At 51.2% G+C, this 26,774-nt stretch carries 24 protein-coding genes and 24 other annotated features; of the genes, 9 read left to right on the top strand and 15 right to left on the bottom strand.

The features are described 5' to 3' along the window. Window positions 1-15: 15 nt before the first annotated feature. The 13 genes from STM0723 to ybgI form a co-directional block, all read right to left on the bottom strand. Window positions 16-731, bottom strand: a protein-coding gene (locus STM0723) for a putative ABC-type polysaccharide/polyol phosphate transport system, ATPase component (RefSeq protein ID NP_459708.1). Within the gene, window positions 16-726 belong to an annotated coding region; the region does not span the whole gene. After that, window positions 726-731 (bottom strand) — a ribosome-binding site (putative RBS for STM0723; RegulonDB:STMS1H001035). (Overlaps the previous gene by 6 nt.) Beyond that, window positions 730-1,506 (bottom strand): putative ABC transporter permease protein gene (locus STM0722; RefSeq protein ID NP_459707.1). Within the gene, window positions 730-1,500 belong to an annotated coding region; the region does not span the whole gene. The genes STM0723 and STM0722 overlap by 2 nt, the downstream gene beginning before the upstream one ends. Continuing rightward, window positions 1,501-1,506: a ribosome-binding site (putative RBS for STM0722; RegulonDB:STMS1H001034), on the bottom strand. Its footprint overlaps the gene before it by 6 nt. Window positions 1,507-1,628: 122 nt before the next feature. Next, the gene (locus tag STM0721; RefSeq protein ID NP_459706.1) for a putative glycosyl transferase occupies window positions 1,629-2,769 on the bottom strand. Within the gene, window positions 1,629-2,762 belong to an annotated coding region; the region does not span the whole gene. Further along, window positions 2,764-2,769: a ribosome-binding site (putative RBS for STM0721; RegulonDB:STMS1H001033), on the bottom strand. It overlaps the preceding gene by 6 nt. A gap of 5 nt (window positions 2,770-2,774) precedes the next feature. Beyond that, on the bottom strand, window positions 2,775-3,671 hold the full coding sequence (locus STM0720; protein ID NP_459705.1) for a putative glycosyl transferase: 897 nt from the start codon (window positions 3,669-3,671) through the stop codon (window positions 2,775-2,777). Further along, on the bottom strand, window positions 3,668-4,819 hold the full coding sequence (locus STM0719; protein NP_459704.1) for a putative UDP-galactopyranose mutase: 1,152 nt from the start codon (window positions 4,817-4,819) through the stop codon (window positions 3,668-3,670). The genes STM0720 and STM0719 overlap by 4 nt, the downstream gene beginning before the upstream one ends. 285 nt (window positions 4,820-5,104) lie before the next feature. Beyond that, window positions 5,105-5,851, bottom strand: a protein-coding gene (locus tag STM0718; RefSeq protein NP_459703.1) for a putative cytoplasmic protein. Within the gene, window positions 5,105-5,845 belong to an annotated coding region; the region does not span the whole gene. Further along, window positions 5,846-5,851 (bottom strand) — a ribosome-binding site (putative RBS for STM0718; RegulonDB:STMS1H001032). Its footprint overlaps the gene before it by 6 nt. Further along, window positions 5,847-6,189, bottom strand: a protein-coding gene (locus STM0717; RefSeq protein NP_459702.1) for a putative inner membrane protein. Within the gene, window positions 5,847-6,182 belong to an annotated coding region; the region does not span the whole gene. Before STM0717 ends, STM0718 begins: the two co-directional genes overlap by 5 nt. Beyond that, window positions 6,184-6,189: a ribosome-binding site (putative RBS for STM0717; RegulonDB:STMS1H001031), on the bottom strand. It overlaps the preceding gene by 6 nt. Window positions 6,190-6,641: 452 nt before the next feature. Continuing rightward, window positions 6,642-7,221, bottom strand: a protein-coding gene (locus STM0716; protein NP_459701.1) for a putative phage integrase. Within the gene, window positions 6,642-7,208 belong to an annotated coding region; the region does not span the whole gene. Beyond that, window positions 7,216-7,221: a ribosome-binding site (putative RBS for STM0716; RegulonDB:STMS1H001030), on the bottom strand. It overlaps the preceding gene by 6 nt. 46 nt (window positions 7,222-7,267) lie before the next feature. After that, window positions 7,268-7,399, bottom strand: a complete 132-nt coding sequence (locus STM0715) for a putative cytoplasmic protein (protein NP_459700.1) — start codon at window positions 7,397-7,399, stop codon at window positions 7,268-7,270. A gap of 323 nt (window positions 7,400-7,722) precedes the next feature. Then, the gene (gene ybgL, locus STM0714; protein NP_459699.1) for a putative lactam utilization protein occupies window positions 7,723-8,471 on the bottom strand. Within the gene, window positions 7,723-8,457 belong to an annotated coding region; the region does not span the whole gene. Then, window positions 8,447-9,390 (bottom strand): putative carboxylase gene (gene ybgK, locus STM0713; RefSeq protein NP_459698.1). Within the gene, window positions 8,447-9,379 belong to an annotated coding region; the region does not span the whole gene. Before ybgK ends, ybgL begins: the two co-directional genes overlap by 25 nt. Further along, window positions 8,466-8,471: a ribosome-binding site (putative RBS for ybgL; RegulonDB:STMS1H001029), on the bottom strand. (Overlaps the previous gene by 6 nt.) Beyond that, the gene (ybgJ, locus tag STM0712) for a putative carboxylase (RefSeq protein NP_459697.1) occupies window positions 9,373-10,040 on the bottom strand. Within the gene, window positions 9,373-10,029 belong to an annotated coding region; the region does not span the whole gene. The genes ybgK and ybgJ overlap by 18 nt, the downstream gene beginning before the upstream one ends. Then, window positions 9,385-9,390 (bottom strand) — a ribosome-binding site (putative RBS for ybgK; RegulonDB:STMS1H001028). (Overlaps the previous gene by 6 nt.) Then, window positions 10,035-10,040: a ribosome-binding site (putative RBS for ybgJ; RegulonDB:STMS1H001027), on the bottom strand. It lies within the gene ybgJ. Window positions 10,041-10,044: 4 nt before the next feature. Next, window positions 10,045-10,800 (bottom strand): putative cytoplasmic protein gene (gene ybgI, locus STM0711; RefSeq protein NP_459696.1). Within the gene, window positions 10,045-10,788 belong to an annotated coding region; the region does not span the whole gene. Further along, window positions 10,795-10,800, bottom strand: a ribosome-binding site (putative RBS for ybgI; RegulonDB:STMS1H001026). (Overlaps the previous gene by 6 nt.) A 305-nt stretch (window positions 10,801-11,105) precedes the next feature. Continuing rightward, window positions 11,106-11,111 (top strand) — a ribosome-binding site (putative RBS for ybgH; RegulonDB:STMS1H001025). Here ybgI and ybgH point away from each other — a divergent pair. Next, window positions 11,106-12,598, top strand: a protein-coding gene (gene ybgH, locus STM0710) for a putative POT family transport protein (RefSeq protein NP_459695.1). Within the gene, window positions 11,117-12,598 belong to an annotated coding region; the region does not span the whole gene. It overlaps the preceding feature by 6 nt. A gap of 38 nt (window positions 12,599-12,636) precedes the next feature. Here the strand turns inward: ybgH and phrB are convergent. Together phrB and ybfA are read right to left on the bottom strand one after the other, a co-directional pair. Next, window positions 12,637-14,068, bottom strand: a protein-coding gene (gene phrB, locus STM0709; protein ID NP_459694.1) for a deoxyribodipyrimidine photolyase (photoreactivation). Within the gene, window positions 12,637-14,058 belong to an annotated coding region; the region does not span the whole gene. Further along, window positions 14,063-14,068, bottom strand: a ribosome-binding site (putative RBS for phrB; RegulonDB:STMS1H001024). It overlaps the preceding gene by 6 nt. 100 nt (window positions 14,069-14,168) lie before the next feature. Then, the gene (ybfA, locus tag STM0708; RefSeq protein ID NP_459693.1) for a putative periplasmic protein occupies window positions 14,169-14,389 on the bottom strand. Within the gene, window positions 14,169-14,375 belong to an annotated coding region; the region does not span the whole gene. Then, window positions 14,384-14,389 (bottom strand) — a ribosome-binding site (putative RBS for ybfA; RegulonDB:STMS1H001023). It overlaps the preceding gene by 6 nt. 221 nt (window positions 14,390-14,610) lie before the next feature. Further along, window positions 14,611-14,631: a protein binding site (putative binding site for KdpE, RegulonDB: STMS1H000240), on the top strand. 73 nt (window positions 14,632-14,704) lie between these two features. Next, window positions 14,705-14,710 (top strand) — a ribosome-binding site (putative RBS for STM0707; RegulonDB:STMS1H001022). On the opposite strand from ybfA, the gene STM0707 reads away from it, so the two are divergent. The 8 genes from STM0707 to potE all read left to right on the top strand — a co-directional run bounded on the left by STM0707 (window position 14,705) and on the right by potE (window position 26,773). Beyond that, the gene (locus STM0707) for a putative outer membrane protein (protein ID NP_459692.1) occupies window positions 14,705-14,801 on the top strand. Within the gene, window positions 14,712-14,801 belong to an annotated coding region; the region does not span the whole gene. (Overlaps the previous feature by 6 nt.) Further along, window positions 14,709-14,717: a -35 signal (putative -35_signal for kdpA; RegulonDB:STMLTH004695), on the top strand. Its footprint overlaps the gene before it by 9 nt. Next, window positions 14,709-16,480, top strand: a protein-coding gene (gene kdpA, locus STM0706) for a P-type ATPase, high-affinity potassium transport system, A chain (RefSeq protein ID NP_459691.1). Within the gene, window positions 14,801-16,480 belong to an annotated coding region; the region does not span the whole gene. Before STM0707 ends, kdpA begins: the two co-directional genes overlap by 93 nt. Further along, window positions 14,725-14,733: a -10 signal (putative -10_signal for kdpA; RegulonDB:STMLTH004695), on the top strand. It overlaps the preceding gene by 9 nt. Next, window positions 14,787-14,792, top strand: a ribosome-binding site (putative RBS for kdpA; RegulonDB:STMS1H001021). A 5-nt stretch (window positions 16,481-16,485) precedes the next feature. Continuing rightward, window positions 16,486-16,491, top strand: a ribosome-binding site (putative RBS for kdpB; RegulonDB:STMS1H001020). Continuing rightward, window positions 16,486-18,549, top strand: a protein-coding gene (gene kdpB / locus STM0705; protein ID NP_459690.1) for a P-type ATPase, high-affinity potassium transport system, B chain. Within the gene, window positions 16,501-18,549 belong to an annotated coding region; the region does not span the whole gene. It overlaps the preceding feature by 6 nt. After that, window positions 18,548-18,553: a ribosome-binding site (putative RBS for kdpC; RegulonDB:STMS1H001019), on the top strand. (Overlaps the previous gene by 2 nt.) Then, window positions 18,548-19,142 (top strand): P-type ATPase, high-affinity potassium transport system, C chain gene (gene kdpC, locus STM0704; protein NP_459689.1). Within the gene, window positions 18,558-19,142 belong to an annotated coding region; the region does not span the whole gene. Its footprint overlaps the feature before it by 6 nt. The genes kdpB and kdpC overlap by 2 nt, the downstream gene beginning before the upstream one ends. Further along, window positions 19,122-19,127 (top strand) — a ribosome-binding site (putative RBS for kdpD; RegulonDB:STMS1H001018). Its footprint overlaps the gene before it by 6 nt. Beyond that, window positions 19,122-21,823 (top strand): sensory kinase in two-component regulatory system wtih KdpE gene (kdpD, locus tag STM0703; RefSeq protein NP_459688.1). Within the gene, window positions 19,139-21,823 belong to an annotated coding region; the region does not span the whole gene. Before kdpC ends, kdpD begins: the two co-directional genes overlap by 21 nt. Further along, window positions 21,812-21,817: a ribosome-binding site (putative RBS for kdpE; RegulonDB:STMS1H001017), on the top strand. (Overlaps the previous gene by 6 nt.) Beyond that, window positions 21,812-22,497, top strand: a protein-coding gene (gene kdpE, locus STM0702; protein NP_459687.1) for a response regulator in two-component regulatory system with KdpD. Within the gene, window positions 21,820-22,497 belong to an annotated coding region; the region does not span the whole gene. Before kdpD ends, kdpE begins: the two co-directional genes overlap by 12 nt. 751 nt (window positions 22,498-23,248) lie before the next feature. Continuing rightward, window positions 23,249-23,254 (top strand) — a ribosome-binding site (putative RBS for speF; RegulonDB:STMS1H001016). Next, window positions 23,249-25,457 (top strand): ornithine decarboxylase isozyme, inducible gene (gene speF / locus STM0701; protein NP_459686.1). Within the gene, window positions 23,259-25,457 belong to an annotated coding region; the region does not span the whole gene. Its footprint overlaps the feature before it by 6 nt. Continuing rightward, window positions 25,440-25,445, top strand: a ribosome-binding site (putative RBS for potE; RegulonDB:STMS1H001015). It overlaps the preceding gene by 6 nt. Beyond that, window positions 25,440-26,773 (top strand): APC family, putrescine/ornithine antiporter gene (gene potE / locus STM0700; protein ID NP_459685.1). Within the gene, window positions 25,454-26,773 belong to an annotated coding region; the region does not span the whole gene. Before speF ends, potE begins: the two co-directional genes overlap by 18 nt. Window position 26,774 lies beyond the last annotated feature (1 nt).

Here is a 26,774-nt window from a genome sequence, read left to right as displayed (position 1 = left end):
ACTGCAATAAGAATATTAAAATCCGCCTTTGCTAACTATCTCACCGTGCTCAAGCCTGATGAACTTATTACATACAGATTTAGCCAGTTCATCATCGTGAGTGGCCATTACCATAATGCCCGCTTTAGAGATAAAGCTATTTAATCTCATCTCTGCTTTTCTTTTAAAATCACTATCACCCACGCTCATCCATTCATCCATCAGTAAAATTTCAGGATTAATTGCAGTAGAAATAGAAAAACCAAGCCTCAGAACCATACCACTAGAATACGTTCTAACGGGGATTTTAATAAAATCACCTAACTCGCTGAACTCGATGACATCTTCTGTAATATTTTTTATTTCATTTTTTGACAGACCGAGAAATAGTCCCCTCAGTTTTATATTTTCCAGGCCGGTAAGCTCACCATCCATTCCCATCATGGGATCAATGAGGCTGGTGACTCGACCAATACATTCATACTTCCCTGAAGTTGGTTTATAGGCCCCTGCAAGTACTCTCAGAAGAGTTGTTTTGCCCGAACCATTGTGTCCGATAAGCGCAAGACGGTTACCTTCGGTAAGCGTAAAATCAATTTTTTTTAATGCCTCTACTTCAATAATCCCGGTATTCGATGAGCCAATTCGTCCACCTGAAGCAGCCTGTAGAAAAGTTTTTTTAAATGAACGGTGGCTGGAGTTAAATATAGGGAGTATTACGCCAACGTTTTTGCAAGAGATTTTCATTAATTATAACCAGTATACGATTCTTGAGCGATATTTAGTCAACACTAAGGTTGAGACCATCAACATAATAATAGAGGTTATTATTGTGTAAAACCATATAGTTACATCTGGTACAGTTCCCATTAATGGTTTCCTGAGCATCTCCATAAAGTAATAAAAAATATTATAATCAACAAACTCCTTTCTTCCCTTTGGTAATTGTTCCGATGTCCAAATGATGGGAGTTATAAAAAAACACAACGTTACCACACTTTGAACAACCGGTCCCATATCACGATATCTTGTGCAAAAAATGGCGAGAATCATACCTGTAGAAATTAATGAGATGGATGTTATTACAATTGCAGGTATAAAAAGGAGAATATCAAGATTTACCGATGTATTGGTAAAAAAAATCACGAAAGGTATAATGATAAAATTATGCAACATAATCATAAACTGCCGATAGAAAACACGTAATATATATAAATATAGCGGAAGGTCAGATTGTTTAATAATTGATGCGGACTCATTAAATATTCCGCATGACTCATTAATAGTTGCTGATAGAAAGGCCCAAAAGATCATACCTAAAGTAAGATGCATGATAAAATTTTCGGAACCAGAACTGAACAGCGAACCGTAAAGAGGTCCCATCGCTGATATGGTGACCCCCATCGAAATCGTTATCCAAAAAGGCCCTAACACCGATCGCCGGTATCGTCCCAGGACATCATTCCAACCTAGCGAAATCCAAAGTTGGTGCCTGGCCAGAGCTTCTTTCAAATCATTCATTGTTTCCGTGTCACCTTTACCTGAAGAACTTATTCTTTAACGATATGAAAATATAACTTATTTATTTTCTATAATATTTACATACTATTTATCTAAACACTGACCTACTTCATAAGCACTTTATGGTGTTAGCAACCAATAGTGTCTTTATAAATTTGCAATGTCTTATTAATGACTAATATGCTGGAAAACAATTCCTTTACACGTTTTCTTCCATTCGCCCCCATCTCTAAGCGAATCTGTGGATTTTTTAACAAATACTCTAATTCTACCGCTAACTCCTGAGCTGAATTACTTTTCACGATCAACCCATTATAGTTATGAATAATTAAGCTATCACATCCGCCGGTATCATAAGCAATACATGCACGTCCTACAGATGATGCCTCTAATAAAAGCCGTGGTACTCCTTCCGGATAAATAGATGGTAATGCAACGATATTCGATTTCTGAATAAGCTCATATACATTCGAAGAGCGTCCCAGCCAGTTAATTAGTCCTTCATTATGCCAGTGATGAATGAGCTCCAAAGGGATAGCATCTTTATCGTCCTCGGCCAATATACCTGCAACATTTAAAACAAAATGAATATTTTTTTGTCTGAGGATCTTTTTTGCTTCAATGAGATCGCCAAGACCTTTACTCCATAACATTCGGCTTGCAAAAAGGACTATCGGTATCTCATGTTTTTTCTCTATAGAGAATTTATAAATATCCGGGTTAATTCCAGCACCTTCGATAACGATAGTTTTATGATAATCAATACCTACTAAACGCGATATTTTTCGTCGATCTTTATCATGTTCAAAAATAAAAACACCACGCTTATTACCGGCAATATATTTGTAAACCAAAACGGTTAACGCACGCAATATTCTCATTGGCACGGTATTATATAAAAAGATTCGACCAAGTCCGACAAAGCTGATAACAACTGGACTATTACTTCTCCTGGCGCTAACCCCACCAATCAGGCAAGGTTTGAGCGTAATACAATGCAATAAGTCAGGATTAATCTCTTTAATAATTTTCCGAGCGTTAAGGAATGCTCTAAAAAAAACAAACATATTAAATGACTGAGCAACAAGAGACACATTGTGACAAATAAAACCAAGCGTTTTGAATTTTTTTATAATCTCTTCACCAATAAAATGACTTATGATATGAATTTCATAACCCGCATCCCTTGCCGCTATCGCACGTTCTGTCCAATGTAAATCAAAGTACCAGTCTGAATTTACAAAATAACATAACCTTTTCATCTCTTCGTCCTGCTAATGATATTTCCCACTAATACCTTTAAGTCCATGAAGTATTCCCTGCCAGATAAAATATAGATAACGAAATTTCTTACGCTGCCATGGTAATATGGCGAGATATTTAGAGAGGCGTAACACTATAGAAAGAACACTGAATATCCTGGGAACGGGTAAAAGTTTTCTCAGCAGCAACAAATTTCTACAAAGATAATATACTTTCCATTCGGGGCAGATACACTTTCCATGAATAGAGATATCATGAATAAATTTAATTTCTGGGGAGTAACGAATTTTCTGCCCGGACAATACTAGCTTATAACCAAAGAAAAAATCATCATAATAAAGGAAAAGTTCATCATGGATATCGTTAAGATGGTTATTCAATACCTTTCGATCAATAATCATACCAACGAATGACACAGTTTGAACATCAGTAACCTGAGTTCTTACTGGAGAAAACCTCTCTGGGCGCATCGCATAATAAATAGTCTCAAACACCGTAGATGGGACCCTAATGAAAGGCAAATTCATCCGACAAGACCGCCCATAGGTGTCCTGAACTCGCGACGCAAATATACGGTATCTTGAGGTATCTAATAACGAGAAATGCTTTAAAATATTAATTTCCGGGTAAGCATCATCATCATAGAAAAATACCCAATCGGCATTACTATATGAGCATATATATTGACTACCTACTTTAAATCCGCCAGCACCACCAAGATTATCTTTAAGATTAAGTATCGTGATGCCAGGTTCACTTAATGAAGAAAGCCATTCCCTGGTACCGTCGCTTGAGCCATTATTAACGATAACAATAGAGGAAAAACCCGCCTTAACAGTCTCTCGCACACTTTTTTTTAATTTTTCAAGACGGTTAAAAGTTACGATTAGCGCTGTACACTTCATCAAACGGTAACTGTAAAAGCTGGCATTTCTTTTTGTTCATATAGCGACGTTAAGTATACGTCCGCCGTCTGTAATGCTTCAGCTATCGTGATGTCCATATCGAGATAACGATAAGTGCCAAGACGACCAATGAAAGTAATATTTTTTTCTTTTTTAGCCCGCGACAGATATTTATTCAGTAAATCCATTTTATCTGCCCTGCGAACAGGATAGTAGGGTATATCACCAGCTTCACATTCCCGACTATATTCTTGATAACATATTGAAGCTTCATGTCTCTCCCACGGAGAAAAATATTTGTGCTCAGTAATCCGAGTATAAGGAGTATCTATTGAACAATAATTCATTACTGCGCATCCTTGATAATCACTCTGGCAAATTATTTTTTTAAAGTCTAATGTACGATATTCCAGTCGGCCATATTGACAGGAGTAAAAGGCATCCAGCGCGCCACTGAAAAAAACATGATCATAATTTGTCCGCATTTCCTGAGTGAAGGAGCGACATAGTTCAACAGCGATATTTTCGTGTTCGACAATGGACTTGACCATTTGTGTATAACCAAATTTTGGTATTCCCTGAAACTTATGATTGAAATAGTTATCATCATAATTAAAACGAACAGGGATACGTTTCAATACAGAAGCGGGTAACGCGGAAGGATGAAGCCCCCATTGTTTAATGGTATAACCTTTAAAAAAGGCTTCATATAACTCTTTACCAATGAAACGCAAGGCCTGTTGCTCAAAATTTTGTGGTTCCAGAATGGTGCTATCACATTTTTGAAGCAGTAATTTCCTGGCGTCATCAGGTGAGCAGGCGACACCAAAAAATTGATTGATGGTATGAAGATTGATAGGTAGAGAAAATACCTGACCATTTACTGTGGCCTTAACCTTATTGATATAAGGCATCATCTCAGCGTATTTATTTACATAATTCCATACAGTTTCATTATCAGTATGAAAAATATGAGGACCATAAACGTGCACCATAATACCCGTGTGCTCATCTCGGGCATCATAAGCGTTACCACCGATATGTGAACGTTGATCAATAATATTGACTACATGTCCCTGCTCGGCTAACTGGCGTGCTATTACTGCGCCTGAAAGGCCCGCACCTACAATTAGTATCTTTTTACGTTGCATTATTTTTGTCACTCTGTTTGCAGACACAGATAATATTAGATAGTTTATCCAGAACCATTTTCATTTATATCAGAAGGGTAAAGTGAAATTTACTCAACGCATCCAGATAATTCCACGCTACCGCCACAGCGCGTAAACCCTCGCACTGATTACAGATTCATTAATGTCACATGTTATGCGGTATTTCCGGACAACGATGATTGCCATATTTATTTTGTGAAGATAACTCATTCAGAACGCAACATTATGGGTCTGAATACCGCGCGGCATGATGTAAATATGCTGTCAGCATAAATCCGGTGCGTTACCGGCCCCAGTTTTTACCAACCCACTCTGTTGGCTAATGTCCGGACCGACGTCCGGTATCCTTATTCTTACCGCATCAGATAGCGGTACTCCTGTCGGGATATCCCAGCGTTGTTTCAGCGTCTGCTCCGCGAGCCAGACCTGCCTCACGCCGGTTCCCAGCATACGGGCCGTCATTTCCGGGCTACAGCCTGACAACAGTAATCCCAGCACCCGCCGTCCCTGTTTTGGCAGACGCTCTGACAGTAACCTGACCAGCGTGCGGCTGTTTATCTCCATCACCAGCTCCGGCACGCTCAACGCGCTTTTCATCTCCTCCTCGTAAGGCGATGTCTGTAGTGATGACCATATGGCAAGCTCAGCCATTCTGGCCAGAACCCTTACCGACATGGCGCGTTTAATCAGCCTCAGATGGCGGAAGTAACCTTCCACGCTGACGTCAACCGGTAAAAACGCGTTACTGCTGCAAAAAACCACTGTCCGCGGATAACGCAGAAAAACCTGTTGCCACAGCAGAAGCTGGGTTGATGGCCGTCCGGCGGATATCACCATCGCGCCGGGCCACCGACGCAACCGATCCAGCAGCCCTTCTGGTGTCCTGAGACGAACGCAGTCCTCCACGCAAAGGCCGCCGGTATCCGGAAACTGCGTAGGATTTTCGCCTGACTGACAAAACATAATCAGCCGGAGAGGCGGCAGTACTCTGGTTAACGTCTGCATATCAGTACGTCAGAACCTGGTACAGGCTGAACAACGCTGCGACGGTGGAGACCGCCAGCAGGAGCAAAAATATTTTCGCCCCCATACTGTACCGGCACTTACTGGTCCCCCCCCTTCCGGTGGACATTTCCGCATATTCTTGCGTCATCAGATTGTTCTCCTCTGGCCATTGCCGACCCGGCACTGCGCCAGCAACGGCAGCTTCGTGTTGTGGAAACAACATGTCCGCACCCTTTCGTGGACCGGGAGCCATTCCATGTCTGTATGAAAAATGACGTCTGGCCCTATCTAAACACTGCTCTCTGACACCCTGTCCGGTTCTGCTTTTCGGCTGCACAGGCCGTCAGTCCCCCTGGTAGTACATGCTCCTGCCGCAGGGTAATTCTGCCCTGTGCGGAGTACAAAATGACAAATAGAAAACACAGTAATCTATTGATTTATATGTTGATTATGTAAATCAGCTTTCCCTGAACAGACTTCTCTGTGATTTAACAATATGATTCAAAAGGTAAAATAAAGGATTTAATTCTTTGATATGATAATTAATCAGCATTAAGTATTATTTAATACGTTTTTTTAACACTTAAAATTAACATTTTGTGCAGGCAGGACAAAAATGGATACAGCATAGTGCTGGTTGGACCAGGTAAATTTTCCCTTAGTTTTTTTATTGTTATATGGATAACTCCTTAATAAGCAATAGATTACGATTGTATGACTCTTGTGTGGAAGGGGTAAATCTGAGAGGATGATGAAAGCGCGAAGCGGACTTAACTTTTTGAATCAGAACGTACGGTTATACTCGACGTTTTTTTCGCCATATTCCATGAAAACGCCCGGCGTTACTTGCGGTGTATCTTACGGTGTGCTGGATATTCCTGTGCCCCAGATAGTCCTGTATGAGTCGTGTATCAATCCCTTTATCAGCAAGGGCGTAGCCGCAGGCATGTCGCAGCATATGAGGATGTGGCGCTATCGTTAATTCGGCCAACCGCCCTGCCTCACGAAGTATGTAAAAAAATTGTTGCCTGCTGAGCGGATGCCGTCGTAGCGACAGGAACAGCCAGTCTCCGTCAGCCCCTTTCTCAAGATACTTCCTGGCCCTGAGCCAGCTTTTCAGTACGTTATACTCATCGGGAAGGAGGGGGTGACACGTTGAAAAGCCATTTTTGAGGCGCCGGATATAAAGCTGTCTTCCTGCAAGATCAATATCCGACAAGCGCAGCCCCAGCAGCTCACTGGCCCGGAAGCCGTGAATAAACGCCATCAGGATTAAGCAGCGGTTTCTTTCCGGGAAGGGCATTCTGTCGGTCGCTGACAGCAGTTTTTCAATCTCTTCTTGCGTAAGATATTTTCTTTTCACAAAACAAATCCATCATAACAAAATGAGTAATATACTAAAAAATCACTGATCAGATGAGTTTAATTTTCGCTAAAAAAGTTGCTATGCGTAAACAGCTTAAAATCCATATAGCTGGCAATCTGGCACGCTATCCATGACGTGATAGTGAAACAGCGAATCAATCTGGCTTCAATCTCCTGATAAGTCGTCATGATGAGGAATATAAATGCTAAAAATGAGGCTATCGTGAGGTAAATCAATCAGAAAGGGGTAATAAAGAGTCAGGTAGTTTACCCGCCCCGGAGGTTTGATTAGATGGCGATAGCTAACAATATCATAATGATTTTCAAAAACTCTGCTGCTAACAGCAATAAGCTCATCATACTGGCTATTACAGCATCACTTGGTTATTTTTAAAATAATATATTATAAGGGGATTTATATAGTATTGAATAAATCCCTCTTCCTGACATTAAGAGAACAGAACACGATAATTTTTAGCAGCCGTAATATAATAGCTTCAATCGTCGGGCTCTCAGGCAATAACGTGTATATTACGCGCATTGAACGCGGCGCGTAACCTGCGAGCGAATGCAAGCGCATACTCGCCGTCGCCATGAATGCACACCGTTTGCGCCGTGACAGTCGTCCACACGCCAGTAACGCTTTTCACTCTCCCGGCTTGTACCATATCCAGCGTTTGCGCCAGCGCCTGCTCTTCGTCGTGAATCAGCGCGCCAGGTTGCATGCGCGGCACCAGGCTACCGTCGGCCTGATAGCCGCGATCGGCAAACACCTCCTGCCGCGTCACCAGGCGATGGCGCTCACCGGCCCGGATCAGCTCACTTCCCGCCAGTCCAACCAGTATCAGTGACGGATCATAGTCGTGTACCGCTTTCGCAATCGCCTGTGCCAGATGAGGATCTTTCGCCGCCTGGTTATAGAGCATACCGTGCGGTTTGACATGGCGCATCACGCCGCCTTGCGCCTGGACAATCGCCCCCAGCGCGCCGATTTGGTACAGCGTCTGGGCGTATACCGTTTCCGGCGGCAAAACCATCGCCGTCCGCCCAAAATTATCCCGATCCGGAAAGCTGGGATGCGCGCCGATCGCCACGCCGTTTTTCAGCGCCTCGCGCACGCAGGTCAGCATGGTTTGCGCATCACCGGCGTGAAAACCACAGGCGATATTGGCGGAGGAGACCAGCGTTAATAATTCGCTGTCGCTGGCGCAACCTTCGCCCAAATCCGCATTTAAATCAATGTTCATGCTGAAGTCGCCAGGTAAGCTGTTCCAGATAGCGCTGACGCTCGCGGCGCGCGTTGAGCGCCTCCTCCAGCGAACATTGCACAAAATGGATCGGTTGTCCTAGAGGGATCTGCGCCAGATGGTACATATCTGCCTCGATGATGCAGGCAATGCGCGGATAGCCGCCAGTTGTCTGGGCATCATTCATTAACACAATAGGTTGGCCGTTGTAAGGCACCTGCACGACACCGGGCAGCAAACCGTGCGACAGCAGTTCGCGATCCGTTGTCCGCGTTAACGATTGTCCCTGCAAACGATAGCCCATGCGATTACTTTGCGGACTGAGCTGCCACGGCGAACGCCAGAACGCTTCTTGCGAGGCGCGATCGAACTCACGGTATTCCGGCCCCGGTAGCGCACGGATGCGATTCCCCCACAGTAACTGCTTCACGCCCTGCGGCCCGCTAAACTGTCGCGATGGTTTACCCGTCGCCAGCCGATCGCCATCTTTTAGCAGCCGTCCTTCCAGCCCACCGATGCCGGACTTCAGATCGGTACTATACGATCCCATCACCTCCGGCACAGCAATACCGCCCGCCACCGCCAGATAGCTACGCATCCCGTGAAGCGGTCGATGCAGCGTAAGACGCTGACCCGCTTTTACCGGCAATCGCCAGCCGGTCCAGACCGGTTGATCATCCAACTGCGCCTCGCAGCCTGCGCCGGTAAGAGCGAACCAGGTCTCATTTTCAAATTCGACAACCAGTTGACCGAGAGTGATTTCCAGCGCCGGGGCATTCGCATCGTTCCCGACCAGGAGATTAGCGGTCTGAAAGGCGGGTTTATCCAGCGCACCGCAGTGACTCAGCCCCGACTGACGAAAGCCGTGACGCCCGCTATCCTGCACGGAGGTATAAATCCCCGCGCGAATAATATTCAGCATATTCCCTCCTTTTGCGGCACAAAGCGTACGCTATCGCCAGGGCGTAGCAGAACCGGGGTCTCCCGCATCGGATCGAATAACTTCAACGGCGTGAGGCCGATCAGCTGCCAGCCGCCCGGCGTGGATAATGGATAAATCCCCGTCTGCGCGCCGCCGATGCCGACAGAACCGGCCGGAACCTGCAGGCGCGGCTCCGCGCGTCTGGGCATATGGAGCGGTTCTGGTAAATTCCCAAGATAGGGAAAGCCAGGCTGAAAGCCTAAAAACCAGACGACATACTCAACGGAGGCATGTAGCTCCACGACCTGCTTTTCACTCAAACCGCTGTGCCGTGCCACCGCCGCCAGATCCGGCCCGCCTGCGCCGCCATAGATCACCGGGATCTCAACCGAACGCGAGTCCGGTTCCAGCGCCTCGCTCTCTTCCCACCAGCGCTGCAGACGCTCAATCGCATCCAGCGCCAGGGTTTGCGGTTCCCGCAAGATCACGGTGATATTGTTCATCCCGGGAATGGCTTCCACCACGTTCGGCATATCGACCAGACGCTGCGTCAGACGCCAGATGCGTTTCTGGCTCGCCAGCGTAATCGGCGGTTCAAGTTCCAGGACGACCGCCGTTTCGCCTAACAGATAACAACGCGCTCGCTGCACTTTATTGCCTCTCAGTTATGCCGGGTTAGGGATATCAATAAACGTCACATCCAACGCCGTGTTTTCGTTCAACCATTCGCTCAGGGCGCGAATACCGCCGCGTTCAGTGGCATGGTGCCCGGCGGCATAAAAATGCAGCCCCTGTTCGCGCGCGGAATGAATGGTCTGTTCAGACACCTCGCCGGTAATGAAAGCATCCACGCCGAAGCGGGCGGCGCTATCAATAAAACTTTGCCCGCCGCCGGTACACCAGGCGACACGCTGCACATTCTCTGGCCCGGTATCGCCGCACCATAGCGGTTTACGCCCCAGACGCGCTTCAATCCATGAGGCCAGTTCCAGCCCTGGCACCGGCATTGAGAGCTCTCCCCACGGCACCAGCGGCTCAATTTCTCCTTTCACGGTAATGCCCAATAGCGCCGCCAACTGCGCATTGTTGCCCAGCTCAGGGTGCGCATCCAGCGGCAGATGCCAACCGTAAAGGTTAATATCATTTGCCAGTAACGTTTTTAAGCGACGGCGTTTCATGCCGCGAATAACCGGAGACTCGCCTTTCCAGAAGTAACCATGATGAACAATGACCGCATCGGCCTGCAAACGCACCGCCTCATCGAGCAGCGCCTGACTTGCGGTCACGCCGGTAACGATTTTCTGTACCGTCTCTTTTCCTTCGACCTGTAAACCATTCGGCGCATAATCGCTTATTGCCGCACTGTTCAGCTTGTCGTTAATCAGTTGTTCCAGCTCGGTGTTTTTCATCATCGCTCCCTTTAACCCACGTTCTACTTTCCCGTTACGGGTTCAGTCTCCGTTAACATAGCCTTCCGTTAGCCGTTCGTCGATAAACATTTGTTTGACACATCAAGAAACAATCACCTCCGGGTTTGGCGCAAATTACTTAGCAAAACACGATCGGTTTCATGTATATTTATGCAATCAGAACGCATATTGCAGAAAAAATCAGTTCTGTATCATGTTGGTAACTTTAAGGAAACACGGCGATACGGCAGGCTTAATAAGCCCACAAAGAAAGGCATTATCTGAGAATGCCGCGTTCTTGCCGCAGTGCCTCTATCCCGGAAATACGATGAATAAACAAGCATCTCAACCCCGCGCTATTTACTACGTTGTCGCCCTGCAAATTTGGGAGTACTTCAGCTTTTATGGTATGCGCGCCCTACTGATTCTTTATCTCACCAATCAGCTAAAATACGACGATAACCACGCCTATGAGTTATTCAGCGCTTATTGTTCGCTGGTCTACGTAACGCCGATTCTTGGCGGCTATCTGGCGGATAAGGTGCTTGGCAACCGAATGGCAGTCATGCTGGGCGCATTTTTAATGGCTATAGGTCATTTAGTGCTGGGCGCCAGTGAGATCGCGCCGACATTCCTTTATCTGTCGCTGGCGATCATTGTCTGCGGCTACGGCCTGTTTAAATCGAATATTAGCTGCCTGCTGGGCGAACTGTACCAGCCGGAAGATCCGCGCCGCGACGGCGGGTTCTCGCTGCTTTACGCAGCGGGCAATATTGGTTCGATCGTGGCGCCTATCGCCTGCGGCTATGTGCAAGAGGAGTACAGTTGGGCGATGGGCTTTGCGCTCGCCGCCATTGGTATGCTTGCGGGGTTAGTGATCTTCCTGTGTGGAAATCGTCATTTCACCCACACCACCGGCGTGAATAAAGCCGTGTTGTGCGCCAGAAACTACCTGCTGCCGAACTGGGGCTGGCTGTTAATTTTGCTGGTAGCGGCGCCGTTGCTGATTACCGTTCTGTTCTGGAAAGAATGGTCTGTCTATGCCTTAATCGTGGCGACCGCGATCGGCCTGGTCGTGCTGGCAAAAATTTATCGCCAGGCGCAAACGGCCAAACAGCGCAAAGAACTGGGGCTGATTGTCACCCTGACCCTGTTCAGTATGCTGTTCTGGGCGTTTGCCCAGCAGGGCGGCAGTTCTATCAGCCTGTATATCGACCGCTTTGTGAACCGCGATATTCTGGGCTATTCCGTTCCTACCGCCATGTTCCAGTCGGTGAACGCCTTTGCCGTGATGCTGTGTGGGGTCGTCCTGGCCTGGCTGGTTAAAGAGAGCGTAAGCGGTAATCGCACCGTGCGTATCTGGGGCAAATTCGCGCTGGGTCTCGGTCTGATGAGCGCCGGATTCTGTATTCTGACCCTGAGCGCACGCTGGTCCGCCGCTTACGGACACTCTTCAATGCCGCTAATGGTGCTGGGACTGGCGGTGATGGGCTTTGCCGAGCTATTTATCGACCCGGTCGCCATGTCGCAAATTACGCGCATTGATATCCCCGGCGTCACCGGCGTATTAACCGGAATTTATATGCTGCTGTCCGGCGCGATAGCTAACTATCTGGCAGGCGTCATCGCTGACCAGACCTCGCAAAGCGCCTTCGACGCCAGCGGCGCGGTTAATTACGCCATCAACGCCTATGTGGATGTTTTTGAACAGATCACCTGGGGCGCGTTAGCCTGCGTAGGGGTTGTCCTGCTGATTTGGCTGTATCAGTCCTTCAAATTCAAAAGCCGCGCGCTGGCCGTCGAATCCTGATAGCAGAATGCCCGGTAGTTTGCGCTACCGGGCCTGTATCACGCCCCTTTTCTCGCCGCCTCATAGGCGGAAAGCGTTGCGATTCTCGCCTGTTTGTGCTCCACAATAGGCCGAGGATAATCAAGCACGACTCCCGCTTTTTCCGCCCACCGCCACGGCTCGTGAATCGCTTTTCCAGGGATATCGCGTAATGCCGGTAGCCACTGGCGGATAAATTCGCCGTCGCGATCGAACCTCTCTCCCTGAGTCGTGGGATTAAAAATACGAAAATAAGGCGCGGCGTCAGTACCGGTTGAGGCGGCCCACTGCCAGCCGCCATTATTGGCGGCAAGATCGCCGTCAATAAGCTGCGACATGAAATAGCGCTCCCCCAACCGCCAGTCAATCAACAGATCTTTTACCAGAAAGCTGGCGGTAATCATGCGTAAACGGTTATGCATCCAGCCCGTCGCGTTAAGCTGGCGCATCGCCGCATCGACAATGGGATAACCGGTTTCGCCTTTCTGCCATGCCTGAAAATAGTGCGGGTTTTCCTGCCACGCGACGCGTTTTGTCCAGCGGATAAACGGCTGGTGTTTGCATAATGCCGGATACCAGGTCATTAAATGACGGTAAAATTCCCGCCAGATGAGCTCATTCAACCAGACGCTTCCCGGCCCGCCGTCCAGCGCCTGCGGCTGCTCCGCCAGTAATCGGTGCAGGCACTGTCGCGGCGACAGGCCGCCCGTCGCCAGGCTGGCGGAAAGCCGACTGGTGCCGTCAACCGCAGGGAAATCGCGCCGTAACGCATACTCGTCTGCGCCCTGCGCGCAAAACTGACGTAGCTGCGCGATGACCGCGTTTTCTTCCACCGGGAAAAGCGCGGCGTCAAACGCCTGTTGCGGGTAGTTAAGCGAGACTGGCGTTAAGGGTGTAGAAAGCGCGCCGCTCACCCGGATCTTCGGGGCCGGAACGCACGGCGGGATATCTTCTTTTAGCCGTTTCAACCAGGCATTTTTAAACGGCGTAAAAACTTTATACATTTCATGATTGCCGGTCATCACCGCGCCGGGCGCCAGAATCACGCTATCGTCAAAGCCTTCGCAGATGACAGAGGGCAGCGTTTTTTCCACCGCCGCATCACGCTGACGCTCGTTAAACTCATACTGATAGTTATAAAACAGATGGCTGACGTCATGCTGTCGGCAAACGTTTTTGACCGTTTCAATACTGGCGTTAAAATCCGCCACTTCATGAAACAGCAACGGAATGCCTTTCTCTGCAAGGGCCGTCTGTAGCGCATTGAGCTGCGCGCTGATGAATGCCGCCTGCCGCGGCGCCATATCATGGGCCTGCCACTGCGCGGGGGTGGAAATATAAAGCGCCAGCACCCGCGCGGATGCATCGCGGCAGGCGGCGGCCAGCGCAAGGTTATCCTGTAAACGCAGATCGCGCCTGAACCAGACTAAATGGGTGGGCATACAACTCCTGAAAGATGAAACGTCACGGCGAATAGCGTTAAACAGTGTAGACCCTGGCGCATAAAAAAACCGCCAGCGTGGCGGCTGACGGTTTTTCAGGCTGGTCGCGATTAATAAAAGTCGCAGGTGGCTTTTTCAGCCTGCGCCATCCATACCGGTTTATCACTGGTTTTCGACCAGACACGGTGCAGATAACTATAAAAACGCGCGCGGTCTTTCCAGAAGAGCATCACCGGCAGCGCCAGCACGCCTGCGATCACCGCGAAAGCACGACGGACAAAAATGACATGCGCTGGATAGTCTTTATAGTGTTCCATACGTTTCCCCCCTTTATACCGACGCTACCCGCCCCGGTATAGATTGAATCGGTGAATAGCACCGAAAAATTGAACCTCGTTACCTGATTAAAATAGTACCGCTTTCGGTGTAATTTTACTACTCATCCGACCACTTATTTTCACGCTTTTCCAGCAGATTTACATTCAAAGCGTAAATTAGTTACAAAAAGGTTAAATTAATACTAATCATTAGTTAAATAATGGTCTTTGCCATTTTTATACTTTTTTTACACTCCGCCCGCCAATTTTTGCGAAATCTTTGCAGCCAAAAAATTACCTTTCTCAGGAGTAAAACAATGCCACTGGAGGTGCTCTGTGAGTGCAGGCGTGATAACCGGCATCGTGCTGGTTTTCTTACTTTTAGGTTATCTGGTCTATGCCCTGATTAATGCGGAGGCGTTCTGATGGCCGCGCAAGGATTTTTACTGATCGCCAGTTTTTTACTGATTTTATTGGTACTGGCGAAACCATTGGGTTCGGGCCTGGCAAGGCTCATCGCCGCCGTTCCGTTGCCGGGCGTGGCTGGCATTGAGCGTATCCTCTGGCGGACTCTTGGCATTACCGACCACGAAATGAACTGGCGTCAGTATTTACTGGCGCTACTGACGCTCAATCTGCTGGGACTGGGCATCCTGTTTTGCCTGTTGTTCTGGCAGGAGTGGCTGCCCTTAAATCCGCAGCGGCTACCGGGGCTGTCCGGGGATCTGGCGCTGAATACCGCCGTCAGCTTTGTCACCAATACCAACTGGCAAGCCTACAGCGGCGAAAGCACGCTGAGCTACTTTAGCCAGATGGCCGGGCTGACGGTGCAAAATTTCCTGTCGGCGGCGACCGGGATTGCGGTGGTTTTTGCGCTTATCCGCGCCTTTACGCGCCAGAATGTGCACACGCTGGGTAATGCCTGGCAGGATCTGGTACGCATTACGCTATGGATATTATTTCCTGTCGCGTTAATTATCGCGCTGTTTTTTATCCAACAAGGCGTACCGCAAAACCTGTCGGCTTATCAGCCCATCACCACCCTTGAAGGCGCTAAACAACTCTTGCCGATGGGGCCGGTTGCTTCGCAGGAGGCGATCAAAATGCTTGGCACCAACGGCGGCGGTTTCTTTAACGCCAACTCTTCGCATCCGTTCGAAAACCCCACCGCGCTCACTAATCTGGCGCAGATGCTGGCGATATTTTTGATTCCAGCCGCGCTCTGTTTCGCCTTTGGCGAAGCGGCGGGCGATCGCTGTCAGGGACGCGCGCTACTGTGGGCAATGTCATTCATTTTTGTGGTCTGCGTAGCGGTAGTGATGTGGGCGGAAGTTCAGGGAAATCCACATCTGTTGGCGGCAGGCGCGGACAGTAGCGTCAACATGGAGGGTAAAGAAACACGCTTTGGCGTGCTGGCCAGCAGCCTGTTTGCCGTCGTCACGACCGCGGCGTCCTGCGGGGCGGTAAATGCCATGCACGACTCGTTTACCGCTCTGGGCGGTATGGTGCCGATGTGGCTGATGCAAATTGGCGAAGTGGTCTTTGGCGGCGTCGGTTCAGGCCTGTATGGCATGTTGCTGTTTGTCCTGCTGGCGGTGTTTATCGCGGGGCTGATGATCGGTCGCACGCCGGAATATCTGGGGAAAAAAATCGACGTGCGCGAAATGAAAATGACCGCGCTGGCGATTCTGGTCACGCCGATGCTGGTCTTGTTGGGTTCGGCGCTGGCGATGATGACGGATGCCGGACGCAGCGCAATGCTGAACCCTGGCCCGCACGGTTTTAGCGAAGTGCTATATGCCGTCTCCTCTGCCGCCAACAACAACGGTAGCGCCTTTGCGGGTCTGAGCGCTAACTCGCCTTTCTGGAACTGTTTGCTGGCATTCTGCATGTTCGTCGGACGTTTCGGCGTGATTATTCCTGTCATGGCCATCGCCGGCTCGCTGGTCAGTAAAAAAGTACAGCCGGCCAGTCAGGGAACGCTGGCGACCCACGGCGCGCTATTTATTGGACTGCTCATCGGCACGGTACTGCTGGTCGGCGCGCTGACATTTATTCCTGCCCTGGCGCTTGGCCCGGTAGCGGAGCATTTCTCTTTACCTTGAGCGATGTGGAGTACATTGATATGAGTCGCAAGCAACTGGCGCTGTTTGAACCTGTTTTACTCGTACAGGCGCTAACGGATGCCGTAAAAAAATTAAGCCCACGCGCCCAGTGGCGTAACCCGGTGATGTTTGTGGTCTGGGCCGGCAGCGTGCTAACCACTCTGTTAACGCTCGCTATGGTAACAGGACAAATAGCGGGAAGCGCCTTGTTTACAGGGATTATCAGCCTGTGGTTATGGTTCACCGTACTGTTCGCCAATTTTGCCGAAGCGCTGGCGGAAGGCCGCAGCAAAGCCCAGGCAAACAGTCTGAAAGGGGTGAAAAAGACCGCGTTCGCTCGCCGCCTGCGCGCCCCTCGCCATGATGCGCAGGCCGATAACGTGCCCGCCGCTGAACTGCGGAAAGGCGACATTGTCCTGGTCAAAGCGGGCGATATTATTCCCTGCGACGGCGAGGTCATCGAAGGCGGCGCCTCGGTGGATGAAAGTGCGATTACCGGCGAATCCGCGCCCGTGATCCGCGAGTCCGGCGGCGATTTCGCCTCTGTCACCGGCGGCACGCGAATTCTTTCCGACTGGCTGGTGATTGCCTGTAGCGTCAATCCTGGCGAAACCTTTCTTGACCGGATGATCGCGATGGTGGAAGGCGCGCAGCGGCGGAAAACGCCTAACGAGATTGCCCTGACGATTTTGCTCATCGCCCTGACCATTGTCTTTTTATTGGCGACCGCCACCCTGTGGCCCTTCTCCGCCTGGGGCGGTAACGCGGTCAGCGTCACCGTGTTGGTGGCGTTGCTGGTGTGCCTGATCCCCACCACCATCGGCGGGCTACTCTCCGCCATTGGCGTAGCCGGAATGAGCCGAATGTTGGGCGCGAACGTCATCGCCACCAGCGGCCGCGCCGTAGAAGCCGCGGGCGATGTCGACGTGCTGCTGCTGGATAAAACCGGCACTATCACGCTCGGCAACCGCCAGGCGTCCGATTTTATTCCCGCCCGAGGGGTGGACGAACGCACGCTGGCTGACGCCGCGCAGCTCGCTTCGCTGGCCGACGAAACGCCGGAAGGTCGCAGCATTGTGATCCTCGCCAAACAGCGCTTTAACCTGCGTGAACGCGATGTGCAGTCGCTTCATGCCACCTTTGTTCCGTTTACCGCACAAAGCCGCATGAGCGGGATTAATATCGATAACCGGATGATCCGTAAAGGCTCGGTGGACGCGATTCGGCGTCATGTCGAGAGCAATGGCGGCCATTTTCCCGCCGATGTCGAGCAAAACGTCGAGAACGTGGCGCGCCTGGGCGCGACGCCGCTGGTGGTCGTGGAGGGCGCGCACGTACTGGGTGTTATCGCCCTCAAGGATATCGTTAAAGGCGGTATTAAAGAACGTTTCGCCCAGCTGCGAAAGATGGGTATTAAAACGGTGATGATCACTGGCGATAACCGCCTGACGGCGGCAGCGATTGCCGCCGAAGCCGGTGTGGACGATTTTCTTGCCGAAGCCACGCCGGAAGCCAAGCTGGCGCTGATCCGTCAATATCAGGCGGAAGGACGGCTGGTCGCCATGACCGGCGACGGCACTAACGATGCCCCGGCGCTGGCGCAGGCTGACGTCGCGGTGGCGATGAACTCCGGCACCCAGGCGGCGAAAGAAGCCGGTAATATGGTGGATCTGGACTCTAACCCGACCAAGTTGATTGAAGTGGTGCATATCGGTAAGCAGATGCTGATGACGCGCGGCTCGCTCACCACCTTCAGTATCGCGAATGATGTAGCGAAATATTTCGCCATTATTCCCGCCGCGTTTGCCGCTACCTATCCGCAGCTAAACGCGCTCAACGTGATGGGGCTGCATTCGCCGAACTCCGCCATTCTGAGCGCGGTGATCTTTAACGCCCTGATTATTATTTTTCTGATCCCGCTGGCATTAAAAGGCGTGAGTTATAAGCCGCTTTCCGCATCGGCCATGCTGCGCCGTAATTTATGGATCTATGGTCTGGGTGGTCTGGTGGTGCCGTTTATTGGTATCAAAGTGATTGATGTGCTGCTGACCCTGCTGGGTCTGGCGTGAGGTGTATGATGATCGGTTTACGTCCTGCTTTTTCGACAATGTTATTTCTGCTGTTATTGACTGGCGGCGTGTATCCGCTTCTGACCACGGCGCTGGGGCAGTGGTGGTTTCCCTGGCAGGCTAATGGCTCGCTGATTCATAAAGACAATGTGATACGCGGCTCAGCGCTTATCGGACAATCGTTTACCGCCGCGGGCTATTTTCATGGCCGGCCCTCCGCCACCGCCGATACGCCTTATAATCCACTGGCGTCGGGCGGAAGCAACCTGGCCGCCAGCAATCCCGAACTGGATGCGCAAATACAGGCCCGCGTCGCCGCGCTACGCGCCGCTAACCCCCAGGCGAGTTCCGCGGTTCCGGTTGAGCTGGCGACGGCCTCGGCAAGCGGGCTGGATAATAATCTGACGCCCGGCGCCGCGGCATGGCAAATCCCCCGCGTAGCGGCGGCTCGCCAGCTTCCCGTTGAACAGGTCGCGCAACTGGTTGCAGAATATACGCACAGGCCGCTGGCGCGCTTTCTTGGGCAACCGGTGGTGAATATTGTTGAGCTTAATCTGGCGCTGGATGCGCTACAGGGACACAGAGCGAAATGAACGACGAACCCTTGCGTCCTGATCCGGATCGCTTGTTGGAACAAACGCCCCCGCCCCACCGGGGGAAGTTGAAAATTTTCTTCGGCGCCTGCGCAGGTGTCGGAAAAACCTGGGCGATGCTGGCGCAAGCGCAGCGGCTGCGAGCGCAGGGGCTGGATGTGGTGATCGGCGTGGTAGAGACGCATGGCCGTAAAGAGACCGCCGCACTACTTGACGGGCTGACCATTCTGCCGCCAAAACGTCACTCGCACCGGGGGCGGCAAATCCGCGAATTTGACCTGGATGCCGCCCTCGCCCGGCGTCCGGCGCTGATTTTAATGGATGAGCTGGCGCACAGTAACGCGCCTGGCTCACGCCATCCTAAGCGCTGGCAGGATATTGAAGAGCTGCTGGAAGCGGGAATCGACGTTTTCACCACCGTGAACGTACAACATCTGGAAAGTCTGAATGATGTGGTGAGCGGCGTCACGGGAATTCAGGTGCGCGAAACCGTCCCCGATCCCTTTTTTGATGCCGCTGATGAAGTCGTACTGGTCGATCTGCCGCCCGACGATCTGCGCCAACGGCTCAACGAAGGTAAAGTGTATATCGCCGGCCAGGCGGAACGCGCTATTGAACATTTTTTCCGCAAGGGCAATCTGATCGCCCTCCGCGAGCTGGCGTTACGCCGGACAGCCGATCGCGTGGACGATCAGATGCGCGCCTGGCGCGCGCATCCGGGCGAAGAAAAAGTATGGCATACCCGCGATGCGATTTTGCTGTGTATCGGGCATAACACCGGCAGCGAAAAACTGGTGCGTACCGCGGCGCGTCTGGCCTCCCGGCTTGGCAGCGTCTGGCACGCCGTCTATGTCGAAACGCCAACGTTACACCGCTTACCGGAAAAGCAACGGCGGGCTATTTTAAGCGCGCTGCGCCTGGCGCAGGAGCTTGGCGCGGAAACCGCCACCCTGTCCGATCCCGCCGAAGAGAAAGCGGTCGTGCGCTATGCCCGCGAGCATAATCTGGGGAAAATCGTCATGGGCCGCCCGGCGTCGCGACGCTGGTGGCGACGTGACGCTTTCGCCGACCGTCTTGCCAGGCGCGCGCCGGATCTCGATCAGGTGATCGTCGCGCTGGAAGAGCCGCCAGCCCGCGCATTGGCGCAAACGCCTGATAACCGACCTTTTAAAGAGAAATGGCGTGGGCAGATTCAGGGCTGTCTGGTCGCCGTGGCGCTTTGCGCCATCACCACGCTTATCGCTATGCAGTGGCTTGTCACCTTCGACGCCGCCAATCTGGTAATGCTCTATTTGCTGGGCGTAGTGGTGATTGCGCTGCTTTACGGACGCTGGCCGTCGGTGGTGGCGACGGTGATTAACGTGGCGAGTTTCGATCTCTTTTTTATCGCGCCACGCGGTACGCTCGCCGTTTCGGACGTGCAGTATTTGCTGACCTTTGCCGTGATGCTGACGGTTGGTCTGGTGATTGGCAATCTTACTGCCGGGGTGCGCTATCAGGCGCGCGTCGCCCGTTATCGGGAACAGCGTACCCGCCATTTATATGAAATGTCTAAAGCGCTGGCCGTCGGGCGTAGCGAACATGATATCGCCGCGACCAGCGAGCGGTTTATCGCCTCGACGTTCCAGGCGCGCAGCCAAATTTTGTTACCTGATGCTAACGGTAAGTTGCTGCCTCTCACCCACCAGCAAGGCATGACGCCGTGGGACGACGCAATTGCGCGCTGGAGTTTTGATAAAGGCCAGCCTGCCGGCGCAGGCACCGATACCCTCCCTGGCGTGCCTTATCAAATCCTGCCGCTGAAAAGCGCCGATAAAACGTACGGTCTGGCTATCGTCGAACCGGGTAATTTGCGTCAGTTAATGGTGCCGGAGCAGCAACGCCTGCTGGAAACATTTACTCTGCTTGTCGCCAACGCGCTGGAACGACTGACGCTGACCGCCAGCGAAGAACAGGCGCGTCTCGCCAGCGAGCGCGAAAGTATTCGCAACGCTCTGCTGGCGGCGCTGTCGCATGATTTACGCACGCCGCTGACGGTATTGTTCGGCCAGGCGGAAATTTTGACGCTGGATTTAGCCAGCGCAGGATCGCCCCACGCGCGTCAGGCCAGTGAAATCCGCCAGCATATTCTCAACACCACCCGGCTGGTGAATAATTTGCTGGATATGGCGCGTATTCAGTCCGGCGGGTTTAATCTTAAAAAAGAGTGGCTGACGCTGGAAGAGGTCGTCGGTAGCGCGTTACAGATGTTAGAGCCGGGTTTATTGCATCCGATTACATTGTCGCTGCCGCAACAGTTAACGCTTATCCATGTCGATGGCCCCTTATTTGAGCGCGTCCTGATCAACTTGCTGGAAAACGCCGTTAAGTACGCCGGGCCGCAGGCCAGTATCGGCATTGATGCTGCGGTTAAGGACGATCGTTTACAACTGGATGTCTGGGATAACGGGCCGGGTATTCCTGCGGGGCAAGAACAGAAGATTTTCGATAAGTTCGCCCGCGGCAACAAAGAGTCCGCCGTCCCCGGCGTGGGGCTGGGGCTGGCGATTTGCCATGCTATCGTAGAGGTACACGGCGGCACGCTTACCGCCTATAATCGACCGCAGGGCGGCGCCTGTTTCCGTGTGACGCTGCCGCAAGGAAAGCCACCTGAACTTGATGATTTTCATGAGGATATGTGACAAACGTTCTGATTGTTGAAGATGAACAGGCCATCCGCCGCTTTCTGCGCGCCGCGCTGGAAGGCGACGGCCTGCGCGTGTATGAAGCTGAAACATTACAACGTGGTTTACTGGAAGCCGCCACGCGAAAGCCCGATCTGATTATTCTCGATCTCGGCCTGCCGGACGGCGACGGAATCGATTTTATTCGCGACCTGCGTCAATGGAGCGCAATACCGGTGATTGTCCTTTCCGCCCGCAGCGAAGAAAGCGATAAGATTGCCGCGCTTGACGCCGGAGCTGATGATTACCTGAGCAAGCCATTCGGCATTGGCGAGCTGCAGGCGCGTTTGCGTGTCGCGCTGCGACGGCACGCCGCCAGCCCTTGCGCCGATCCGATCGTCCGCTTTTCCGGCGTGACGGTCGATCTCGCCGCACGGTTGATCCACCGTGGCGACGAAGAAATCCATCTGACGCCGATTGAGTTCCGCCTGCTGGCGGTATTACTCAATAATACCGGCAAAGTATTAACCCAACGGCAGTTATTAAACCAGGTCTGGGGGCCTAACGCCGTGGAGCATAGCCACTATTTGCGCATCTATATGGGACATTTACGCCAGAAACTGGAACAAGATCCCACCCGCCCACGCCATTTTATTACCGAAACCGGAATTGGCTATCGCTTTATGCCGTGAATAGCTATTCATTATTTTTAAATAACTTCTAATTTTTATGTCATTTATTTTCGGCGTCGCGAATAATTATTTTCGCGGCGATATTATATTTTATAGAGGATATAAAAAACATATAACTAACATTTAAGAAACAATCCGTTATTTCACAGCACGATATGCATAATCGCCGACTAATTATTTTTCAAATGATCGTTTTTTGTTGATCTGGTTCACAGATTGCTGGCGCTTCCTGGATAAAATATCCATGCTTTCAATAAATCAATGAAAGGACCTCAAAATGGAAAATAATAATCGTTTTATGCCCCATATAAGGCGGACAACGCATATTATGATGTTTGCCCACCGCAATAGTTTCGACTTTCATTTCTTTAATGCCCGGTAGTTTTTCTGCTACGGGTACTTCAGCATACAGGTCTTTCCGACCCTTATGTCATTCAGGTCTATTGCCTAAATAACTCGAATTGTTAAAAGCGACAGTACGGTAATTCCTTTACGCCCAGCCAGCTAACCATGTGGTTTGACAGAAGAAATTCCGACTCAGCGCAATTTTAGTTATCGCGGTTTCTGCCTGTATATCGTAGTACTCAACTCCTTAAATCCTGAATTTCCTGCAACCGGACGGGTTGGGATTTATTACATCTAAAATAAAGCTAATTTACTGATTTTTTTATCAGCGGGATAGCTTTGATTTTTTCCGGAAGAATCAGTTTCTCATGCGAGAAATTGAGGGCCTGCTATTACCTGAAATAAAGAGATGAAAAATGTCAGAATTAAAAATTGCCGTTAGCCGTCATTGCCCGGATTGTTTTTCTACACACCGTAATATTGTAAATGTTGATGAGAGTCGTTTCATCGACGTGGCTGCCATCGTGTTATCCATTGACGACATTGAACACGGAAAACTCGATGAAATCGACGCAACGGGTTACGGTATTCCCGTGTTTGTCGCGACACATGACGAAGGGCGCGTACCGCCTGAGTATTTGCCGCGTATCTCTGGTGTATTCGAATATAATGAATCCCGTACTGCCTTCTATGGTCGCCAGTTGGAAACCGCAGCAAGCCACTACGAAACGCAGTTACGTCCGCCGTTTTTCCGCGCGCTGGTGGATTATGTCAACCAGGGCAACAGCGCATTTGACTGCCCGGGGCATCAGGGCGGCGAATTCTTCCGCCGTCATCCTGCCGGTAATCAGTTCGTGGAATACTTTGGCGAAACGCTCTTCCGCTCCGACCTATGCAACGCGGACGTGGCGATGGGCGATCTGCTGATTCACGAAGGCGCGCCTTGCATTGCGCAGCAACATGCGGCGAAAGTCTTTAACGCCGATAAGACCTACTTTGTGCTGAACGGGACCTCCTCCTCTAACAAAGTCGTACTCAACGCGCTGTTAACGCCGGGCGATCTGGTACTGTTTGACCGTAACAACCACAAATCTAACCACCACGGCGCATTATTGCAGGCGGGCGCAACGCCAGTTTATCTGGAAACCGCGCGTAACCCGTATGGTTTTATCGGCGGGATCGACGCTCACTGCTTCGAAGAAGATTACCTGCGCGAGCTGATTAGCGAAGTCGCGCCGCAGCGTGCCCGCGAAGCACGTCCATTCCGTCTGGCCGTCATCCAGTTAGGCACCTACGACGGTACCATTTATAACGCCCGTCAGGTCGTCGATAAAATTGGTCATCTGTGCGACTACATCCTGTTTGACTCCGCCTGGGTCGGCTATGAACAATTTATTCCGATGATGGCCGATTGTTCGCCGCTGCTGCTGGAACTGAACGAAAACGATCCGGGTATTCTGGTGACGCAGTCCGTTCACAAACAACAAGCCGGTTTCTCCCAGACCTCGCAGATCCATAAAAAAGATAGCCATATCAAAGGGCAATCGCGCTACGTTCCGCATAAGCGCATGAACAACGCCTTTATGATGCACGCCTCCACCAGCCCGTTCTATCCGCTGTTCGCCGCGCTGGACGTTAACGCCAAAATGCACGAAGGCGTCAGCGGTCGCAATATGTGGATGGATTGCGTGGTTAACGGCATCGATGCCCGTAAATTGATCCTCGAAAACTGTCATCACATCCGTCCGTTCGTACCGGAACTGATTGATGGTAAGCCGTGGCAGTCATACCCGACGTCAGAGATCGCCAGCGATCTGCGCTTCTTCCACTTCGTTCCGGGAGAACACTGGCATGCGTTTGAAGGCTATGCCGAACATCAGTACTTTGTCGACCCTTGCAAACTGCTGCTCACCACACCGGGCATTAATGCAGCGAGCGGCGAATATGAAGACTTTGGCGTTCCTGCCACGATCCTCGCCAACTTCCTGCGCGAGAACGGCGTTGTGCCGGAAAAATGCGACCTCAACTCCATTCTGTTCCTGCTGACGCCGGCAGAAGACATGGCGAAGTTACAACAGCTTGTCGCCCTGCTGGCTCGTTTCGAAAAACTGCTGGAAGCTGATGCGCCGTTAGCGGAAGTATTACCGTCCATCTACAAACAGCATGAAGCGCGTTATGCCGGCTATACCCTGCGTCAGCTTTGCCAGGAGATGCACGATCTCTATGCGCGGCACAACGTGAAACAGCTGCAAAAAGAGATGTTCCGTAAATCGCATTTCCCGAAAGTCAGTATGAATCCGCAAGAGGCCAACTATGCCTATCTGCGCGGCGAGGTCGAACTGGTTCGCCTGCCGGAAGCGGAAGGTCGTATCGCGGCTGAAGGCGCTCTGCCTTACCCGCCGGGAGTGCTGTGTGTAGTTCCGGGTGAAATCTGGGGCGGTTCTGTCCTGCGTTACTTCAGCGCCCTGGAAGAAGGGATCAACCTGCTGCCGGGCTTTGCGCCTGAACTGCAGGGCGTTTATATCGAAGAACACGACGGCCGTAAGCAGGTCTGGTGCTACGTCATTAAACCTCGTGACGCACAGCGCTCCCTGCTGAAGGAGGAAAAATTATGAGTAAACCTAAATCCAATAAAATGGGTGTCGTGCAGCTCACAATTCTGACTATGGTCAACATGATGGGCTCCGGGATCATCATGCTACCGACCAAACTGTCTGAAGTCGGCACGATATCCATTATCTCCTGGCTGGTCACCGCCGTCGGCTCGATGGCACTGGCCTGGGCGTTTGCGAAATGCGGTATGTTTAGCCGTAAATCCGGCGGCATGGGCGGTTACGCCGAATATGCCTTCGGTAAATCCGGCAACTTTATGGCGAACTATACCTACGGCGTCTCGCTGCTGATCGCCAACGTGGCTATCGCCATCTCCGCTGTCGGCTATGGTACCGAACTGTTCGGCGCCGCGCTGACGCCGCTCCAGATCGGTCTGGCGACTATCGCCGTATTGTGGGTTTGTACCATCGCAAACTTTGGCGGCGCGCGTATTACCGGACAGATCAGTAGCGTTACCGTTTGGGGCGTCATCATTCCGGTTGTCGGCCTGTGCATCATTGGCTGGTTCTGGTTTAGCCCCAGCATGTACGTAGCGTCATGGAACCCGCACCATGTTCCGTTCTTTAGCGCGGTCGGTTCTTCCATCGCCATGACGTTATGGGCATTTCTTGGACTGGAATCCGCCTGCGCCAACGCAGACGTGGTCGAGAATCCGGAAAAGAACGTCCCCATTGCGGTACTGGGCGGTACGCTGGGCGCGGCGGTCATCTATATCGTTTCGACTAACGTGATTGCCGGGATTGTGCCGAACATGGATCTGGCGAACTCCACGGCGCCGTTTGGTCTGGCGTTTGCACAGATGTTCACGCCTGCGGTAGGTAAAGTGATCATGGCGCTGATGGTAATGTCCTGCTGCGGCTCGCTGCTGGGCTGGCAGTTCACTATCGCTCAGGTCTTTAAATCCTCCGCTGACGAAGGCTATTTCCCGAAAGTCTTCTCTCGTGTAACGAAAGTCGACGCGCCGGTTCAGGGGATGTTGATCATTGTGATTATTCAGACTGGCCTGTCGCTGATGACCATTAGCCCGTCGCTGAATAGTCAGTTTAACGTCCTGGTTAACCTGGCGGTGGTGACGAACATTATTCCGTATATTCTGTCGATGGCCGCGCTGGTTATCATTCAGAAAATGGCGAATGTGCCGTCATCAAAAGCGAAAGTCGCTAACTTCGTGGCCTTCGTTGGCGCCATGTATAGCTTCTACGCGCTCTATTCCTCCGGTGAAGAAGCCATGCTGTACGGCTCAATTGTGACCTTCCTCGGCTGGACGTTATACGGCCTGGTCTCACCGCGTTTTGAATTGAAAAATAAACACGGCTGAT

It is taken from the genome of Salmonella enterica subsp. enterica serovar Typhimurium str. LT2 (assembly GCF_000006945.2).
Taxonomy (GTDB): Bacteria; Pseudomonadota; Gammaproteobacteria; order Enterobacterales; family Enterobacteriaceae; genus Salmonella; species Salmonella enterica.
This window is presented reverse-complemented; position numbering and strand designations above follow the sequence as displayed.

What these genes read in the sequence shown, in the direction of transcription:
- kdpB (NP_459690.1), top strand. Translation starts at nt 16,501, where the DNA reads ATGAGTCGCAAGCAACTGGCGCTGTTTGAACCTGTTTTACTCGTACAG.
- ybfA (NP_459693.1), bottom strand. Translation starts at nt 14,375, where the DNA reads ATGGAACACTATAAAGACTATCCAGCGCATGTCATTTTTGTCCGTCGT.
- ybgI (NP_459696.1), bottom strand. Translation starts at nt 10,788, where the DNA reads ATGAAAAACACCGAGCTGGAACAACTGATTAACGACAAGCTGAACAGT.
- STM0722 (NP_459707.1), bottom strand. Translation starts at nt 1,500, where the DNA reads ATGAATGATTTGAAAGAAGCTCTGGCCAGGCACCAACTTTGGATTTCG.
- STM0721 (NP_459706.1), bottom strand. Translation starts at nt 2,762, where the DNA reads ATGAAAAGGTTATGTTATTTTGTAAATTCAGACTGGTACTTTGATTTA.
- kdpC (NP_459689.1), top strand. Translation starts at nt 18,558, where the DNA reads ATGATCGGTTTACGTCCTGCTTTTTCGACAATGTTATTTCTGCTGTTA.
- speF (NP_459686.1), top strand. Translation starts at nt 23,259, where the DNA reads ATGTCAGAATTAAAAATTGCCGTTAGCCGTCATTGCCCGGATTGTTTT.
- ybgK (NP_459698.1), bottom strand. Translation starts at nt 9,379, where the DNA reads ATGCTGAATATTATTCGCGCGGGGATTTATACCTCCGTGCAGGATAGC.
- kdpD (NP_459688.1), top strand. Translation starts at nt 19,139, where the DNA reads ATGAACGACGAACCCTTGCGTCCTGATCCGGATCGCTTGTTGGAACAA.
- STM0715 (NP_459700.1), bottom strand. Translation starts at nt 7,399, where the DNA reads ATGACGACTTATCAGGAGATTGAAGCCAGATTGATTCGCTGTTTCACT.
- STM0719 (NP_459704.1), bottom strand. Translation starts at nt 4,819, where the DNA reads ATGCAACGTAAAAAGATACTAATTGTAGGTGCGGGCCTTTCAGGCGCA.
- STM0723 (NP_459708.1), bottom strand. Translation starts at nt 726, where the DNA reads ATGAAAATCTCTTGCAAAAACGTTGGCGTAATACTCCCTATATTTAAC.
- ybgL (NP_459699.1), bottom strand. Translation starts at nt 8,457, where the DNA reads ATGAACATTGATTTAAATGCGGATTTGGGCGAAGGTTGCGCCAGCGAC.
- kdpA (NP_459691.1), top strand. Translation starts at nt 14,801, where the DNA reads ATGGCCGCGCAAGGATTTTTACTGATCGCCAGTTTTTTACTGATTTTA.
- phrB (NP_459694.1), bottom strand. Translation starts at nt 14,058, where the DNA reads ATGCCCACCCATTTAGTCTGGTTCAGGCGCGATCTGCGTTTACAGGAT.
- ybgH (NP_459695.1), top strand. Translation starts at nt 11,117, where the DNA reads ATGAATAAACAAGCATCTCAACCCCGCGCTATTTACTACGTTGTCGCC.
- potE (NP_459685.1), top strand. Translation starts at nt 25,454, where the DNA reads ATGAGTAAACCTAAATCCAATAAAATGGGTGTCGTGCAGCTCACAATT.
- STM0718 (NP_459703.1), bottom strand. Translation starts at nt 5,845, where the DNA reads ATGCAGACGTTAACCAGAGTACTGCCGCCTCTCCGGCTGATTATGTTT.